Genomic DNA, 15,839 nt, shown 5'->3' with positions numbered 1-15,839 from the left:
GGTTGACGGGCGCGTGATATGGGGGCCAAAAGCGGGCAGTCTTTCATCAAGGAGAATCCGATGCCCTGGAAAACGCTGGATGACGTGGCGCTGGCCGGCAAGGTTGTGCTGGTGCGGGTGGATATCAACGTGCCGATGGAGGACGGTCGGGTGACCGACATGACCCGGATCGACAAGATCCGCCCCACGGTTGAGGACATCATCGCCAAGGGCGGCAAAGTCGTGCTGCTGGCGCATTTCGACCGGCCGAAAGGCAAGGTGGTGCCCGCGATGAGCCTGTCGCATGTCGAAAAGGCGGTGGCTTCGTCGCTGGGCCGGACGGTGGTTTTCGGGGCTGACTGTATCGGGCCGGTTGCGGCAGCGGCCATTGCGAAGGCCGGGCCGGCGGATGTGGTTTTGCTGGAAAACACCCGTTTTCAGCCGGGAGAGGAAAAGAACGATCCCGCATTGGCCGCCGAGATGGCAAAGCTGGGCGATGTGTTCGTGAATGATGCGTTTTCTGCGGCACACCGGGCCCATGCCTCGACCGAGGGGCTGGCGCGGCTCTTGCCCGCGGCGGCGGGCCGTCTGATGGAGGCGGAACTGCGCGCGCTGGAGGCGGCCTTGGGCGCACCGCAGCGGCCGGTGGTGGCGGTTGTGGGCGGGGCCAAGGTATCGACCAAGATCGAGCTACTGGCGAACCTTGTGACCAAGGTCGATCATCTGGTGATCGGCGGCGGAATGGCGAACACCTTCCTTGTGGCCGAGGGGATCGAAGTTGGCCAGTCGCTGGCCGAACGCGATTTTGCCGAAACCGCGCGGGAAATCCGGCACCGGGCGCAGAAGGCGGGCTGCCAGATCCATCTGCCGGTGGATATCGTCGTGGCGCGTGAATTCAAGGCGGGTGCGGAAAGCCAGACGCTGGGTGTGCGCGACTGCCCGCCGGATGCGATGATCCTGGACGCGGGGCCGAAGACGGTTGCCGCGCTGGAGGCGGTGTTCGCCTCGGCCAAGACGCTGATCTGGAACGGTCCGCTCGGGGCCTTCGAGATTGAGCCCTTCAACAAGGCGACCTATGCCGCAGCACAGGCGGCGGCGCGGCTGACGAAGGCGGGAAGCCTGATCTCGGTCGCGGGCGGGGGTGATACGGTGGCGGCCCTGAATGCGGCGGGGGCGGCGGCGGACTTCACCTTCATCTCGACCGCTGGCGGGGCGTTTCTGGAGTGGATGGAAGGCAAGGAATTGCCCGGTGTGCAAGCCTTGATGACTTGAGAGGCGACCCGGCCCGCGCTATGCCGGGAGGGACCAGTGGGAGATGGACATGACCAACGCGAAGATGACCGAACAGGTGAAGAACGGCCGGGGGTTCATTGCCGCCCTTGACCAGTCGGGTGGGTCCACCCCCAAGGCGCTGAAGCAATATGGCGTGGCCGAGACGGAGTATTCGGGCGAAGAGCAGATGTTCGACCTGATCCACGCGATGCGCGCGCGAATCATCAAGTCGCCCGCCTTTAGCGGTGACAAGGTGGTGGGCGCGATCCTGTTCGAGCAGACCATGGACCGCACCATCGACGGCATCCCCACCGCCACTTTCCTGTGGGAAAAGCGCGGCGTAGTGCCGTTCCTGAAGATCGACAAGGGGCTGGAGGCGGAAGCCGACGGCGTGCAGCTGATGAAGCCGATCCCGGGCTTGGGTGACCTTCTGGACCGCGCGGCGAAGGCCGGGATCTACGGCACGAAGGAGCGGTCGGTCATCAATGCCGCCAATGCCAAGGGGATCGCGGCGATCGTGGCCCAGCAGTTTGCGCTGGGGCGCGACGTGGCGGCCCATGGGCTGATGCCGATCCTTGAGCCCGAAGTCACCATCTCGATCAGCGACAAGGCTGAGGCGGAGGTGATGCTGCAGAACGAAATTCTCAAGGCGCTGGAAGGGCTTGAGGGTCAGGTCATGCTGAAGTTGAGCCTGCCGACCGTGCCCGATTTCTACCAGCCGTTGGTCAACCATCCGAAGGTGCTGAAGGTCGTGGCGCTTTCGGGCGGGCATAGCCGCGAAAAGGCGAATGAAATTCTGGCGCAGAACCATGGGGTCATCGCCAGCTTCAGCCGCGCCCTGAGCGAAGGCCTGTCGGCGCAGCAAAGCGATGCCGAATTTGATGCGGTGCTGAAGGGTGCCATCGACAGCATCCACGCCGCGTCGATCACCTGACGCAGGCAGCAGCCTGCGTCTGAAAGCCTGCCCAAGTCTTTGAGAGCTGTGCATTTTCGGGATTCACAAGTGAATTCCGATATGCAATGATTCAGCCAAGGCCCCCAGAAAAGAGGGGCATTCGGGGCAAGCATGAGCACTGCGCATTCACGATCAGGAACACGTCAGAGTCTGGGCGGATTGATCTATCTGGCGCTGGCCTTGGCGTTGGGGATCTATTTCACCTTTGCGGCTGTGCAGGGCGACTATGGCATGTTCCGCCGTGTGGCGATCAATGCCGAAGCCGCAGGCCTTGCGGTGGAGCGTGACAGGCTGGAAAGCGAACTGGCCGAGATGCAGAACCTGACGCGGCGCTTGTCGGACGGGTTCCTTGATCTTGATCTTCTGGACCAGCAGACCCGCGACGTGCTGGGCTATATGCGCGCCGACGAAATCGCCATCCGCTGACCGGTTCCTTTCCTTCTGACATTCGTTCAACGCATGCGTGCCATTCCGCACGCATGACGCTGCGGCAGGATTTTGCTTTGACCCAATAATCCCCGATGGTGTAAGGATGGTTTAACGTTGAACCATTCCAAGCCCCTGGGAGGAGCCGATGGCCAAGAAGCCGGATGCGAGACCGAATGTCTCGAAGGAAGACCTTCTGAAATATTACCGCGAGATGCTGTTGATCCGCCGGTTCGAGGAAAAGGCCGGTCAGCTTTACGGCATGGGCCTGATCGGGGGGTTCTGCCACCTGTACATCGGGCAGGAAGCCGTCGTCGTCGGTCTGGAGGCCGCGACGAAAGAGGGCGACAAGCGTGTCACCAGTTACCGCGACCATGGGCATATGCTGGCCTGCGGGATGGACCCCAAGGGCGTGATGGCCGAACTGACCGGGCGCATCGGGGGCTTTTCCAAGGGCAAGGGCGGGTCGATGCACATGTTCTCGAAAGAGAAACATTTCTACGGCGGGCACGGGATTGTTGGCGCTCAGGTACCACTGGGGGCCGGACTGGCCTTTGCCGACAAGTATCTGGGCAACGACAACGTGACCTTCACTTACTTCGGCGATGGCGCGGCGAACCAGGGCCAGGTCTACGAGACCTACAACATGGCGGAACTTTGGGCTCTGCCGGTGATTTTCGTCATTGAAAACAACGGCTATGCGATGGGGACCAGCGTGAAGCGGTCCACCAAGTCCACCACGCTTTACGGTCGCGGTCTGGCCTATGGCATCCCCGGTGAGCAGGTTGACGGCATGGACGTGCTGGCGGTCAAGGCGGCTGGCGAGAAGGCGATTGCGCACTGCCGGGCCGGGAACGGTCCGTATATCCTTGAGATGATGACCTACCGCTATCGCGGGCATTCCATGTCGGACCCGGCGAAGTACCGGACCCGCGAGGAAGTGGAGAAGATCCGCACCGAGAAGGACTGCATCGAACATGTGCGGGACCTTCTGACGCAAGGCGGCCTTGCCTCGGACGAAGAGCTGAAGGCGATCGACAAGGAGATCAAGGCCACGGTGAACGAAGCGGCCGAGTTCTCGAAAGACAGCCCGGAGCCTCCGCTGGAGGAACTCTGGACCGACATCTACGCCTGAGGGAGGGGAAACCATGGCAACCGAAATACTCATGCCCGCGCTGTCCCCCACCATGGAGGAAGGCACACTGGCCAAATGGCTGGTGAAAGAGGGTGATACGGTCAAGTCCGGCCAGATCCTGGCCGAGATCGAGACCGACAAGGCCACGATGGAATTCGAGGCAGTCGATGAAGGGGTGGTCGGCAAACTGCTGGTCGCCGAAGGCACCGCGGGCGTGAAGGTGAACACGCCGATTGCCGTCATGGTCGAGGATGGCGAGACAGTGGCCGATGCGCCGAAGCCGGCAGCCGTTGCGGCCGCTGCGGTGGCGGCCGAGGCACCCGCCACGGTGGCGGCGGCTCCGGTTGCGGCGGCCCCTGCCCCGGTGGCGGCCAAGGGTTGGCCGCACAGTGACCTGCCCGAAGGCCCGACCAAGACGATGACGGTGCGCGAGGCGTTGCGCGAGGCGATGGCCGAAGAGATGCGAGCCGATCCGACAGTGTTCCTGATGGGCGAGGAAGTTGGCGAGTATCAGGGGGCCTACAAGATTTCGCAGGGCCTGCTGGACGAGTTCGGGCCGCGCCGCGTGGTTGATACTCCGATCACCGAGATGGGCTTTGCCGGGATCGGGGTTGGCGCGTCATGGGGCGGGCTGAAGCCGATCGTGGAGTTCATGACGTTCAACTTCTCGATGCAAGCCATTGACCATATTCTGAATTCTGCGGCCAAAACCCTGTACATGTCGGGGGGCCAGATGGGCAGCCCGATGGTGTTCCGTGGCCCGAACGGGGCTGCGGCGCGAGTGGGTGCCCAGCATTCGCAGGACTATTCGGCCTGGTATGCGGCGATCCCGGGGCTGCGGGTTTGCATCCCCTATTCGGCGGCGGATGCGAAGGGGTTGCTGAAGTCGGCGATCCGCGATCCGAACCCGGTGGTCTTCCTGGAAAACGAGATCATGTATGGCCGCAGTTTCGAGGTGCCGACCGATCCGGACTTTACGGTGCCGTTTGGCAAGGCATCGATCCTGCGCGAGGGCAAGGATGTGACGATTGTCAGCTTCGGCATCGGCTGCGCGCATGCGCTGGCGGCGGCGGAGGAACTGGCCAAAGACGGGATCAGCGCCGAAGTCATCAACCTGCGCACCTTGCGTCCGATTGACTACGATACGGTGCTTGCCTCTGTGATGAAGACCAACCGCTGTGTCACGGTGGAAGAGGGCTTCCCGGTGGGGTCGATTGGCGACCATATCGCCTCGACGATCATGCAGAAGGCCTTCGATTATCTGGACGCTCCGGTCATCACCTGCACGGGCAAGGACGTGCCGATGCCTTACGCAGCAAACTTGGAGAAGTTCGCCCTGATCACGCCTGCGGAAGTCGTGACCGCCGTCAAATCCGTCTGCTACCGGTAAGGAGGGGAAAATGGCTGTTCAAATTCTGATGCCCGCGCTGTCCCCGACGATGGAGGAAGGGACGCTGGCCAAATGGCTGGTCAAGGAGGGGGATGCGGTCAAGTCAGGCCAGATCCTGGCCGAGATCGAGACCGACAAGGCCACGATGGAGTTCGAGGCGGTTGACGAGGGCGTGGTCGGGAAACTGCTGATCGCCGAAGGCACGGCTGGGGTGAAGGTCAACACGCCGATCGCGGTCCTGCTGGAAGATGGCGAGGACGCCTCATCGGCCGCTTCGCAGCCCTCTTCGGCGGCGCCACCTCCAACGCCAGCGAAGAGCGAAGCCAAAGCGAGCGATGAGCGGCCGGTTGCGGCCCCTGCCCCCGCGGCAGCCCCGGTATCAGGCGGGGTGCGGGTGTTCGCTTCGCCCTTGGCGCGGCGGATCGCGGCGGAGAAGGGGTTGGACCTGACCTCGGTCAAGGGATCGGGTCCGCATGGCCGGATCGTGCGCGCCGATGTAGAGGGGGCAAAACCGGTGGCGGCGGCCCCGGTGGCAGCGGTTGCTGCGGCGGCCCCTGCCCCGGCGGCTGCGGCTGCGGCCAAGCCAGCGGCGTCGATGCCGACCGGGATGGCGGCAGAAACCGTGCTGAAGATGTATGCCGACCGGCAGTTTGAGGAAATTCCGCTGGACGGAATGCGCCGGACCATTGCGGCGCGGCTGACCGAGGCAAAGCAGACCATCCCGCATTTCTATCTGCGGCGCGAGGTGCGGCTTGATGCGCTGATGGCATTCCGCGAAACGCTCAACAAGCAGCTCGAGGGGCGTGGGGTGAAGCTGTCGGTCAACGACTTCATCATCAAGGCCTGCGCGATGGCCTTGCAGGCGGTGCCTAATGCCAATGCCGTCTGGGCAGGCGACCGGATGCTGCGGCTGAAACCGTCGGATGTGGCGGTGGCGGTTGCCGTGGAGGGGGGCCTCTTTACCCCCGTCCTGCGCGATGCCGACAAGAAGTCGCTAAGTGCGCTGTCGGCCGAGATGAAGGATCTGGCCGTTCGGGCGAAGACAAAGAAACTGGCCCCGCAGGAGTATCAAGGCGGGAGTTTTGCGATCTCCAACCTTGGGATGATGGGAATCGAGAATTTCGATGCCGTGATCAACCCGCCGCATGGGTCGATCCTTGCGGTAGGCGCGGGGATCAAGAAGCCGGTGGTGCTGGCAGATGGGACCATTGGCGTGGCGACGGTGATGTCGATGACGCTGTCGGTCGATCACCGGGTGATCGATGGGGCGCTGGGGGCAGAGTTCCTGAAAGCGATCATCGAGGGACTGGAAAACCCGGTGGCCATGCTGGCCTGAGAGGTAGAAGCGGGGGGCTTCGCGCCCCCCGCACCCCCCGCGGGATATTTGGAGAAGAGAAAGTTGAGGGCCCTTAGCGGGGCCCTTTTCTATCGTCCCTTCAAGGCTGAGATCAGGCGAAGCGAACGGCGAAGGATTGTGGCGGCTGTCCCGACGGCGATGATCCAGAGTGTCAGCGAAAGCACCGATTCCGTTGCAGTGAAGGCGCCGATGGCGGTACCGAGGGTCAGGGCAGCCATGCGATGCGGCTTGGCCATGGGACCGGAGAAGTCGGGCGCAAAGCCCTCGGCCCGGCCAAGTTCGCGGATATAGGCGGTGGCGATGGCAAGAGCGGCGGCGAACGCGCCGAGAGCGGGATCACCTGCGGCAATGCCGGCTCCGAGGAGCAGGAGGAGGTCGGAAGCGCGGTCCGGGGCTTCGTTCCAGAAAGGGCCGTCCTTCGTGCCCTGCCCGCCTTCGACTGCGACCATGCCGTCGATCAGGTTACAGACGAGCCGCGCCTGGATCGTTGCGGCGGCGATGATCAGGAGGAGCCACTGGATCAGTCCGGGACTTAAGGGGACCAGCGCATAGGCGGCAAATCCAATCGCGGCAAAGCCGGTCGAGGCTTGCGAGATCTGGTTCGGCGTGATGCCGCGCTGCACGGCGCGGGTAGCAAGTTTGCCAGCCCAGGCCGACTGGCGCGAGGCAAGGGGGCGGCGGTTGGCAGCGTCCGTCATGTGAGCGACCAGAAGTAGCGGGTGACGTGGAAGAAGATCGGGGCAGCGAAGATCACCGAGTCGAGCCGGTCGATAAACCCACCGTGGCCCGCGATGAGGTGGCCCCAGTCCTTGACCCCCCGGTCGCGCTTGATCGCCGACATGACGAGGCCGCCGAAAAAGCCCATCAGCGTCAGGATCAGACACATGGCCGCGGCTTGCGCCATGGTGAAGGGCGTCATCCACCACAGCGAGGTGCCGATCAGGGTTGCCGTCAGGGCGCCGCCGATGAACCCCTCCCACGTCTTGGAGGGCGAGAGGGTGGGCGCGATCCTGGTGCGGCCCAGAAGCTTGCCCCAGACGTACTGCATCACGTCGGAAAGCTGGACGACGAAGATGAGGTAGGCGATCAGGATGACATTCCGCCCCTCAAACCCCGGGATCTGCAGATAGAGAAGCGCTGGCACATGGCTGACGCAATAGACGCAGATCATCAGTGCCCATTGGGTTTCCGAGACGCGGACGAGGAAATCCTGCGTACTGCCGCGCAGGGCGGAAAGGACAGGCAGCAGGAGGAAAACATACACCGGCACGAAAACCGCATACATCCCGTACCAGTCGATCAGGACAAAGTAGTATTGCAGCGGCAGGACGACGAAGAAGCAGGCCACCAGCGACCAGTGGTCCGCGCGGTTGTGGGTGGTAAGGGTCAGAAACTCCCGCAGCGCGGCAAAGGAGCAGAGCGCGAAGAGAAGGACCACCCCGGTCTTGCCGGCAAGGAACGCGATGGCGAGGAGGATCACCATCACCCACCACGCCGTAATCCGGGCGTTCAGGTTTTCAATAACCGGGTTGCCACCGCCCGGCGACAGGCGCTGGCGAAGGATCTCACCCACAATAGAGGCGAGGATCAGGATCCCCGCCACCCCCGCAAGGAGCCATAGAAGGTGCGGGCTGGTCATCGCTGCAGCTGTCCAAGCGCCAGAAGGGCTGAGGACGCGCGGGCGAGGAAGGCGTCTTTCGCCTCTTCGGGGGATAGGTGCAAGGCGGCTCCGAAGGTCAATGTGCAGATCAGGGGGACGGGGATGATCTCGCCCTTGGGCATGACCTTGTTGAGGTTGGCGATCCAGACAGGAACAAGGTCAACCTCGGGGCGGGCCTTGGCAAGGTGGTAAAGCCCGGACTTGAAAGGAAGCAGGACGGCGTCAGAGCTGTTGCGCTGGCCTTCGGGGAAAAGGATCAGGGAGGAGCCTTGGTCCAGCGCCTCGACCATTTGGGCGACCGGGTCGGTCGTCCGGGCCTCGGGGCGGCGGTCGATCAGGACGGCGTTGAACACGTCGCGGCCGATGAAGGCGCGGAGGGGCGATTTCAGCCAGTAGTCCAGCGCCGCCACCGGCCGGGTCTGGCGGCGGAGGGGCGGGGGCAGGACGGTCCACAAAAGCACGAAGTCGCCGTTCGAGCTGTGGTTGGCAAAGTAGACCCGCTGGCGCGCGACCGGTTCGATGCCTTGCCAAATTGCCCTTGGCGCAGTCATGAAGCGGGCAAACAAGGAAATTGCCTGCCCCACAGCCCGGGCCGCGAAGGATCGTAGGACCGGGGTCATGCTAATGGGGTCACTCGGTCTTGAGGATCTGGTCCATCGTCAGCGCCGGCTGCGCACAGCCAGCCTTGCCGACGACCCGCGCCGGCACCCCTGCAACGGTTGTGTTGCGCGGAACGTCCTCAAGGACAACCGAACCGGCAGCAATCCGGGAGCATTGGCCAACGCTGATGTTGCCCAGCACCTTAGCCCCCGCTCCGATCAGCACACCGTCGCCAATCTTGGGATGGCGGTCACCGTCTTCCTTGCCCGTGCCACCAAGCGTGACGGAATGCAGCATCGAAACGTTGTCACCAACGACTGCAGTTTCGCCAATGACGATCGAATGGGCGTGGTCGATCATGATGCCCTTGCCGATCTTCGCGGCAGGGTGGATATCGACGCCAAAGACTTCCGACACCCGCATCTGAACGAAATAGGCAAGATCAATCCGACCAGCCTGCCAAAGCCAATGACCGACGCGATAGGCCTGAACTGCCTGATACCCCTTGAAGAACAGGATCGGCTGCAGGAAGCGATGGCATGCCGGATCACGTTCAAACACGGCCATAAGGTCTGACCGTGCCGCAGCACCAAGTTCGCTGTCGGAATCGAACGCCTCGTCGGCGATCTCTCGCAGAATCTGCTCGCTCATCTCGCCTGACGCAAGCTTGAGGGAGAAGCGATATGCCAGCGCCCGTTCCATTGTGGCGTGGTGCAGAAGTCCAGAGTGAATCAGGCCGCCCAGCAACGGTTCAAGCCGGATTGCATCGACGGCCTCCTCGCAGACGCGGCGCCACACGGGATCGACGGCAGTCACTTTCGCTTTTGTTTCTAGCATGGCGAAGCCTCCAGTTCAGACAATTCATACCATATGAAATCGGTCAGGCCACCGGCAAAGTTGTGGGGTGATCCATCAAGATCTGGAATGGTCGAGCAGCGCGTTGCACGCGACGACCATGGCGGACAGAAATTCTTCATCATGGGCAAGGGGTTCGGGTCGCAGCGGGAACAGGGCGCAGCGCGACATCAGACTTCCGTCGCCAAAGACCGGATGGCATCTGCCGGACACATGGAGAAGACGATGACCAGCCTCAACCTCTGCAAGGACCAAAGATGCCACCGCAACGCGTTCTTCACGGGGAAACAAGGTCAATGCACGCGCAAAGAGAACAAGCTCCGCTCCGACAGGGTCCCGCATATCAAACGGGCGCGACAATGGCCCTGAAAGGTCCAGGCCCATATTGCGCCGAAAGCTGCGCCACCTCGATCTGATATTGACCTGTGACCCCGTCTGCGGACTGCTTGGCCAAAGTGTAAACGAACTGGGGCTGCGCCAAGGTGTAGTTTGCCTTGACTTCTCCAGCCTGAACCACCCGCAGCGAATAGGACTCCCCTTCCTCGCCAAGCGGGACTTCGATGGTTTGCCAGCTGTCGCCATCAATCCGCGTTCGGCGTTTCCAAGTCACAAGGACGTCGCCTGACGGGGTGGCCACAGTGCGAAGATGGGCAACGGGATAGGGCCGCAACCCGGCACCATCAAAGGACTCGACCCGAAGAACGACGTTCGGATCATCAAGGCCCCGTCCGGCAAGGCCAACCCTGTAGTGGCGCGCAAGCCCACGGGCGGACAGGGGCAGATCAATCTGGGTAAGTGCAAGATCCATAAGCACGACCGTGCTACCAACCGGCCAGATGTCGGGCATCAGTCCATCCGTGCCCAGCTGCCCCCGCAGACGTAGAGACAGTTCATAGGTGTCTGGGGCCACGATCATGGCTTGCACGAACTGAAACACCTCCCAATTGGCGCTGCTGCCGTCGCCGATCGCCATGGCGTTTGCACCGTTCAGCACAGCCAGCATGTCAGCTGAGGCCAAATCGCCGGAAGTCAGCTTGATCCGCAGCGGTGCCCCCCGGTCCCACACGCCAGGACTTGCCTTGACCAAGGGCGTTTCAGTGACGCCGATGATCGCCGCCGCAGCGACCAACCGATTGATCTCGTATCCCGAGTCCTGGCTTGCGGACCAAAGTGCGACGGATCCGGGCCAAGGCTCTCCTGCGACAGCCAGATAGGGAGCATGCGGAACCTCGTCACCGGTCAGCAGCGGAAGATCAAGGAAGATGGGAAGAACTGGTACAGGCGCCTGGAAATAACGCGTGGCGACCGCCTCGCCGTCGTTGTCCGCGCCGACATAAACGCCAGACTCCACCCGAACCGCGTCCAGCACCTGCGCTTCGGCCTGCTCAACCCGGTCGATGCGGTAGCGCCGACCGGACAGATTGACAACGTCCCCGGCCCCAATCCGAAGCTTCGATTTCGGCAGGGCAAACCGCGCTCCATCCCGGGCGATGCGTGCCTCTGCAAGCCAGCGTTGGGCCGTTGCCTGCCCTTCCGACAGGGTCAAAGCCAAGGGCAGATCGGTTTGTGAAACCCCCCGCGCCTCCTCATCCGGAAAGCGGGCTTCGACCGAACGCACTTCATAGTTTGACTGGGCATCGACAAAGCCAAGCCGGATTTGGCCTGCAGACTCCGCCTCTGGCGCGCGGCTGGTTTCAATCCTGCCTTCAAGATCGCTGAGCACGGCCAGATCTTCAGCATCAATCGCAGCCGTTACCCGCCCATCACGACTGCGGAAGACCAATCGCGCTTCGCGTTCAGTCGAATCAAATCCGAAAGCCAGTGCCAGCGGCTGCAACACGCCCCGCGCAGAAGAAATGTCCGACTGTTGAAACCCTCGCACCAAGCCGAACAATCCTTTAGTATCAGTTGCCTGCTCGCCGGACTTCGCGCAAATCTCGGCGACCACGGCCGCAAGCGCCTGATTGGTCGCACGTCCGTTCAGCCAATGACCTCGGACATAGCTTTCGCCATCGTTCCAGACCGCACTCTGGCCCGGAAACTCGGGAAACGGGCGCGCGTCCCATGCCCATGCGTGGGCGTGGTCCAGATCGACCATAAAGCCACCGTATGCCGGTGAAACCGGGTTCACAGCAGGATCAGACCAATAGGACGTCACAGCCAGCAGGTATTGCATCTGCATCAAGTCATCGCGTCTCCCGTTTGACCAGGCCGGCAGTCCGGATTCCGAGGATTTGGGATCGGTGAACTTGTTTGGCTGATTGCTGCCCTTGTCCACGGCCGGGCACCCATACTCGGTGAACCAGATTGGCTTGGAACCAGGAACCCAAGCAGTTGGACTGGCGGAACGCACTCCTCCAATCCGGTCATGGTGCGGCTCTGACCACCACGACTTCAGGTCCTTGTAGCGAAACACCCAAGGTTCATCGAAGGCACCGTCGCTGATCGGCAACCGCTTTTGCGCAAGGGCACCTTCGGGGCTGTCATAGTACCAATCAAACCCTTCGCCGCCGGACACATTGGACCTGAGGTAGTCCAGATCATACACCGATCCCCAAGCGGCATCGGCGTGATCCTCACCATCGCGCCAATCGGAAATCGGCATGTAATTGTCGATCCCGACGAAGTCGACGTTTTCATCCGACCACAGAGGATCAAGGTTGAAGTACAGGTTCCCGTCGGCCTGCAGGCCAAAGTATTCAGACCAGTCCGCTGCGTAGCCTATCTTGGTTGTCGGCCCAAGGATCGACCGGACATCCGCCGCAAGGGCGCGCATCGCTTCAACGGCAGGAAAGCTGTCCCCCGCCCCGCGAACTTGCGTCAACGACCGCATTTCTGATCCGATGCAGAACGCATCGACCCCACCCGCAGCGGCGCAAAGGCTGGCGTAGTGCAGGATGAACCGCCGATAGCCCCATGCTGCGGGTCCAGAGTAGGTAACGGTCTCTCCAGAGACACCAAAGTGGAACGGCTGGGCCGCACCAAAGAAGGCGGCGACCTCTGCCGCCGCAGCCGCCGTCCTGTCGGGCGACCCGTCCCGTCCAGGCGCGACCGAAAGGGTTATGCGGCCACGCCATGGCAGCTTTGGCTGGCCTTCCATCCCGGTCCAGGGATCAGTCAGGCTGTTTCCGTCAAGCTGATCCATCAGGATGAATGGGTAGAACACCACGTCCTTTCCCGCAGCGCGGATCGCACGGATCGCTTCGACCACCGATGCATCGGATGGCGTGCCACCATAGATCGGCGCCCCGTCAACTTTCGGCACCTCCTGCGCGGCAGAGCGGGTGATCCCCCCTGCCCGCCACGGCATCCCGACACCATCGAACTGTTTCTGCTCGACCTTGGGCTGCACGTCGCAGCTGCCGCAGCGCAGATCGTTCCCGAACCACGACACGACCATCGACACCGAACGCACCGCGGGCAGTTCTTCGTTCAGTTGCTCCAGGCTGGTGGAAAGATCAGTCAGCCCAGAGGGCGAATGCATATTCGCCGTGCGGTTTCGGCCCCGGCCTTCTGTGTAGTGCACCGGCGTTGTCGCAAGCCCGTATTCCCCGGTTCCCGGGATCAGCGCCACCCCACGGATCGCTCCGCTCAGCTTCTTGGTCTGGTCAACCGCCGGTCCCTGCGCTGCGCGGGCAACTTCGAAACTGAACTGCGGCACCCTGTTGCCAAACTGGCCCAGGTCCAGATCCTCGATCACGACATAGGCCAGACCGCGATAGGCGGGTACTCTGCCAGCCCCCTCGACCGCCTCCATCTTCGGATCGGGCAGTTGGTCTTCGCTGCCGCTATAGACGCGCATGTCCAGATCCCGGGGCGAGATCTCGTTGCCATCGGCCCAGACACGCCCGACACGCAGGATTTCGCCTTCGCAAAGCCCGATCGCCAGACTGACGGAATAGCTGTAGTCGTTCACCTTTGGCGGGGGTGCCCCTTTGCCAGCTCTGCGGCGTCGAACGGTTTCCTTGAAGTCGGTCGCCCAGATAACCTGCCCTCCAACCCGCATCCGACCCCAGACCTGACCGATCGCAGCGCCCTCGCCCGCGCCCGTCAGGCGCAATCGGTCGATCCGACCGACGTCAACCGGGTCAGTCCCCGCGCCAAGCAGCCGCTGGTCGATCACGCGCCCCAGCGTCGCACCAATGGCCCGGCCGATCACCGCACCCGACAGCCCAAGTACCGTACCGCCAAAACCGGCACCGACTGCGGCCCCGGCGGCAGAAAGAAGAAGCGTCGCCATCTATTTGAAACCTTCCGGAAAAGCAAAACGCGCCGCGATCCGGCGCTGCCAGGGTTGCGACAGGGGGCTTTCGATCACACCATGCCCGGTGTAGGCATGGACAAAGCGTGGTGCAGCACCGGCGTCGGACTGGATGCCCAGATGCTTGGCGATGTTGCCGTCTCGCATCCGGAACAGCAGCACGTCGCCCGCCTCCGCCGCACCAATTGCCTTTGGAACTAGCCAGCGTTCGGCGGCCTCCATCAACACCTCGCGGCGGGATGGTTCGGCCCAATCCTCCGTGTAGGCTGGAACCGCCTCGGGCTCGGCTCCCAAAACGGTGCGCCAGATGCCGCGCAACAGCCCCAGACAATCGGTCCCCGCCCCCATTGCCGAAGCCTGATGCAGATAGGGCGTCCCGATCCAGCGCCGCGCCTCGGCAACAATCAGCACCGAACGGGTCAAGACCCAGCTGCCGAGTTTCGCGCGCGCCCGGTGTTTGGGCGGTCGGACACCGGATAGGACGCGAGCCAATCTTCCCCGGGAATGTGCGGAAACCCCCTGAAATTCAGCGTGTTGGCGAACTTGTTTCGACAGGTCGCGGCAGACTTGCTGCATCCGGCGAACACCCGGAACCTGTCACCGGGAAGGACAACTGCACCGATGGACTGCCAAAGCTCGATCTGCCGTCCGTCCGCAGTCAGGCGATCATTCTTCACAACGCCAACAAGACCCGCCGCTTCCCCGGTCATCACTTCGAAACGGCCATGCTCGAACCAGCGGTCTTCAAAACCGCCAAAACTGGCGAAGTCAAAAACCCGGCAATCATCGACCACTTCTACAGCGTTCTCGGCAAAGTAGCCGGTCGTATCCGTTTGAAACTTGCAGCGGCTGTCACCCAGAACGGCTGAACACCCCGGCTGATAGGCAAAGCCCTGCGGCCGGTTCAGGGCCTCGGTCAGGCCGCGCAATTCGGCGCGAAAGGCCCCGCCAGCGCGCACGATCTCACCGAAGGTGCCCCGGAACTGCTCAATCCAGACCCCCGGCATTGCCCAGTTCACCAGATAGGACCGAACGTCCGCCGCATCAAACCGCCCGGCCAGCAAGTCCGCTTCCCGGATCGAGCCATCGCTCAGCGCCCCGACAGCCTCGGTATTGTCCACCGACAGCCCGGTCGTTTGCTGGAGCGCCCTTGCCGTAAGACCGGTATCAGCCCGGCAGGTAATTCCATCCACCACCAGATCCCGGTCATGGTCGGTAAAGCCTAACAGCGTTCCATCCGTGCGGCGCACCGTCCATGCCCGGCAAACCGTGGTGGCCCCGCTTTGCAGATGCAGGTAAAGCGCGTCACTGCTCATAGCCGGATCTCCACAATCGGGACCGTCGGCACGTCACCCGCCTGGAACGACGCGACCGAGGTCTGCACGATGTCCGTGTCAAAGCGCACCGGCACATCGAATTCGAATCCTGCCGTCACCTGCGTCCCCAGATCAGGCGGCAGGGCGAAGGTCACCGCGCCGGTTGCAACCTCGACCGTGTACTCCAAACCTTCGATCTTCTGGTCACCTGCCACGGCAACCAGAACAGTCCCGGCCACCGGCTTGCAGATCGGCCGGCGATAGTCTTGCGCACCCGACACATAGGTTTTCTGCAGGCGAAATACGGTCGTAACCCCGTCCCCTGTCCCGAGAAACTGGTCATCCGATGCCGGGCTGCCCGTGGGCGAACAGGACTTGAAGTCCGACCAGTCCTTCCACCGAAAGCCGTGCAACTGGCCCATCCTCGCCTCGAAGAACGCAATCAGCGTGGCGACATCATCCAAAGACCGCAGCCCCAGCCCCGCATCATACCGCCGGCGCGAATGGGCCCAGGGCGTGTTTCTTTCCTCGAACCCGTTTGCCAGCGTGACAATCTCGGTGCGCCGTTCCGGCCCACCGACGGACCCGAAGCTCAGGTTTGCCGGAAAGCGTATCTCGTGAAAGGCCATGTTC

Annotated in this window: 15 protein-coding genes; 6 read left to right on the top strand and 9 right to left on the bottom strand. The window is 62.7% G+C overall.

The genetic code is table 11. The features are described 5' to 3' along the window. Positions 1–60: 60 nt before the first annotated feature. From EI545_RS19605 to EI545_RS19580, 6 genes are all read left to right on the top strand, one after another. Entirely contained in the window at positions 61–1,251 is a 1,191-nt protein-coding gene (locus EI545_RS19605) for a phosphoglycerate kinase (RefSeq protein ID WP_125327046.1), read from the top strand. A 49-nt stretch (positions 1,252–1,300) separates the two neighbouring features. Beyond that, on the top strand, positions 1,301–2,185 hold the full coding sequence (locus EI545_RS19600) for a fructose bisphosphate aldolase (protein ID WP_125327045.1): 885 nt from the start codon (positions 1,301–1,303) through the stop codon (positions 2,183–2,185). 132 nt (positions 2,186–2,317) lie between these two features. Further along, the gene (locus tag EI545_RS19595) at positions 2,318–2,632 is read left to right on the top strand and encodes an FtsB family cell division protein (RefSeq protein WP_125327044.1); all 315 of its coding nucleotides are present in this window, start codon (positions 2,318–2,320) and stop codon (positions 2,630–2,632) included. 148 nt (positions 2,633–2,780) lie between these two features. Beyond that, complete coding sequence (pdhA, locus tag EI545_RS19590) at positions 2,781–3,767, top strand: pyruvate dehydrogenase (acetyl-transferring) E1 component subunit alpha (RefSeq protein WP_125327043.1); 987 nt, start codon at positions 2,781–2,783, stop codon at positions 3,765–3,767. A gap of 13 nt (positions 3,768–3,780) precedes the next feature. Next, a complete protein-coding gene (locus EI545_RS19585; RefSeq protein WP_125327042.1) occupies positions 3,781–5,157 on the top strand; it encodes a pyruvate dehydrogenase complex E1 component subunit beta in 1,377 nt (458 codons plus the stop codon). 10 nt (positions 5,158–5,167) lie between these two features. Next, entirely contained in the window at positions 5,168–6,493 is a 1,326-nt protein-coding gene (locus EI545_RS19580; RefSeq protein WP_125327041.1) for a pyruvate dehydrogenase complex dihydrolipoamide acetyltransferase, read from the top strand. An 89-nt stretch (positions 6,494–6,582) separates the two neighbouring features. Here the strand turns inward: EI545_RS19580 and EI545_RS19575 are convergent, their stop codons facing one another. From EI545_RS19575 to EI545_RS19535, 9 genes are all read right to left on the bottom strand, one after another. Then, positions 6,583–7,212, bottom strand: a complete 630-nt coding sequence (locus EI545_RS19575) for a CDP-alcohol phosphatidyltransferase family protein (protein ID WP_125327040.1) — start codon at positions 7,210–7,212, stop codon at positions 6,583–6,585. Next, the gene (locus EI545_RS19570) at positions 7,209–8,153 is read right to left on the bottom strand and encodes a phosphatidate cytidylyltransferase (protein WP_125327039.1); all 945 of its coding nucleotides are present in this window, start codon (positions 8,151–8,153) and stop codon (positions 7,209–7,211) included. Before EI545_RS19570 ends, EI545_RS19575 begins: the two co-directional genes overlap by 4 nt. Beyond that, complete coding sequence (locus EI545_RS19565; protein WP_245990203.1) at positions 8,150–8,725, bottom strand: lysophospholipid acyltransferase family protein; 576 nt, start codon at positions 8,723–8,725, stop codon at positions 8,150–8,152. The genes EI545_RS19570 and EI545_RS19565 overlap by 4 nt, the downstream gene beginning before the upstream one ends. A 79-nt stretch (positions 8,726–8,804) precedes the next feature. Beyond that, positions 8,805–9,611, bottom strand: coding sequence for a serine O-acetyltransferase (gene cysE / locus EI545_RS19560; protein ID WP_125327037.1), 807 nt, complete (start codon positions 9,609–9,611; stop codon positions 8,805–8,807). A gap of 75 nt (positions 9,612–9,686) precedes the next feature. Further along, positions 9,687–9,971 (bottom strand): DUF7742 family protein, encoded by a 285-nt coding sequence (locus EI545_RS21865; RefSeq protein WP_484421913.1) that lies wholly within the window; start codon positions 9,969–9,971, stop codon positions 9,687–9,689. Position 9,972: 1 nt separating this feature from the next. Further along, entirely contained in the window at positions 9,973–13,869 is a 3,897-nt protein-coding gene (locus tag EI545_RS19550) for a baseplate multidomain protein megatron (protein WP_125327035.1), read from the bottom strand. Then, entirely contained in the window at positions 13,870–14,301 is a 432-nt protein-coding gene (locus tag EI545_RS19545) for an NlpC/P60 family protein (protein WP_245990202.1), read from the bottom strand. A gap of 8 nt (positions 14,302–14,309) precedes the next feature. Further along, a complete protein-coding gene (locus tag EI545_RS19540) occupies positions 14,310–15,206 on the bottom strand; it encodes a DUF2163 domain-containing protein (protein WP_125327033.1) in 897 nt (298 codons plus the stop codon). Beyond that, positions 15,203–15,835: a DUF2460 domain-containing protein gene (locus tag EI545_RS19535; protein WP_125327032.1), complete on the bottom strand. Its 633-nt coding sequence runs from the start codon at positions 15,833–15,835 to the stop codon at positions 15,203–15,205. Before EI545_RS19535 ends, EI545_RS19540 begins: the two co-directional genes overlap by 4 nt. Positions 15,836–15,839: the final 4 nt, after the last annotated feature.

The organism is Tabrizicola piscis, from assembly GCF_003940805.1.
In the GTDB taxonomy this organism is placed as follows: domain Bacteria; phylum Pseudomonadota; class Alphaproteobacteria; order Rhodobacterales; family Rhodobacteraceae; genus Tabrizicola; species Tabrizicola piscis.
The sequence above is the reverse complement of the archived record's forward strand: the minus strand, read 5'-3'. Positions and strand labels throughout refer to the sequence as shown.

Excerpts from the sequence above, each read along its gene's own strand:
- EI545_RS19605 (WP_125327046.1), top strand. The coding sequence starts at position 61 with ATGCCCTGGAAAACGCTGGATGACGTGGCGCTGGCCGGCAAGGTTGTG.
- EI545_RS19600 (WP_125327045.1), top strand. The coding sequence starts at position 1,301 with ATGACCAACGCGAAGATGACCGAACAGGTGAAGAACGGCCGGGGGTTC.
- EI545_RS19595 (WP_125327044.1), top strand. The coding sequence starts at position 2,318 with ATGAGCACTGCGCATTCACGATCAGGAACACGTCAGAGTCTGGGCGGA.
- pdhA (WP_125327043.1), top strand. The coding sequence starts at position 2,781 with ATGGCCAAGAAGCCGGATGCGAGACCGAATGTCTCGAAGGAAGACCTT.
- EI545_RS19585 (WP_125327042.1), top strand. The coding sequence starts at position 3,781 with ATGGCAACCGAAATACTCATGCCCGCGCTGTCCCCCACCATGGAGGAA.
- EI545_RS19580 (WP_125327041.1), top strand. The coding sequence starts at position 5,168 with ATGGCTGTTCAAATTCTGATGCCCGCGCTGTCCCCGACGATGGAGGAA.
- EI545_RS19575 (WP_125327040.1), bottom strand. The coding sequence starts at position 7,212 with ATGACGGACGCTGCCAACCGCCGCCCCCTTGCCTCGCGCCAGTCGGCC.
- EI545_RS19570 (WP_125327039.1), bottom strand. The coding sequence starts at position 8,153 with ATGACCAGCCCGCACCTTCTATGGCTCCTTGCGGGGGTGGCGGGGATC.
- EI545_RS19565 (WP_245990203.1), bottom strand. The coding sequence starts at position 8,725 with ATGACTGCGCCAAGGGCAATTTGGCAAGGCATCGAACCGGTCGCGCGC.
- cysE (WP_125327037.1), bottom strand. The coding sequence starts at position 9,611 with ATGCTAGAAACAAAAGCGAAAGTGACTGCCGTCGATCCCGTGTGGCGC.
- EI545_RS21865 (WP_484421913.1), bottom strand. The coding sequence starts at position 9,971 with ATGCGGGACCCTGTCGGAGCGGAGCTTGTTCTCTTTGCGCGTGCATTG.
- EI545_RS19550 (WP_125327035.1), bottom strand. The coding sequence starts at position 13,869 with ATGGCGACGCTTCTTCTTTCTGCCGCCGGGGCCGCAGTCGGTGCCGGT.
- EI545_RS19540 (WP_125327033.1), bottom strand. The coding sequence starts at position 15,206 with ATGAGCAGTGACGCGCTTTACCTGCATCTGCAAAGCGGGGCCACCACG.
- EI545_RS19535 (WP_125327032.1), bottom strand. The coding sequence starts at position 15,835 with ATGGCCTTTCACGAGATACGCTTTCCGGCAAACCTGAGCTTCGGGTCC.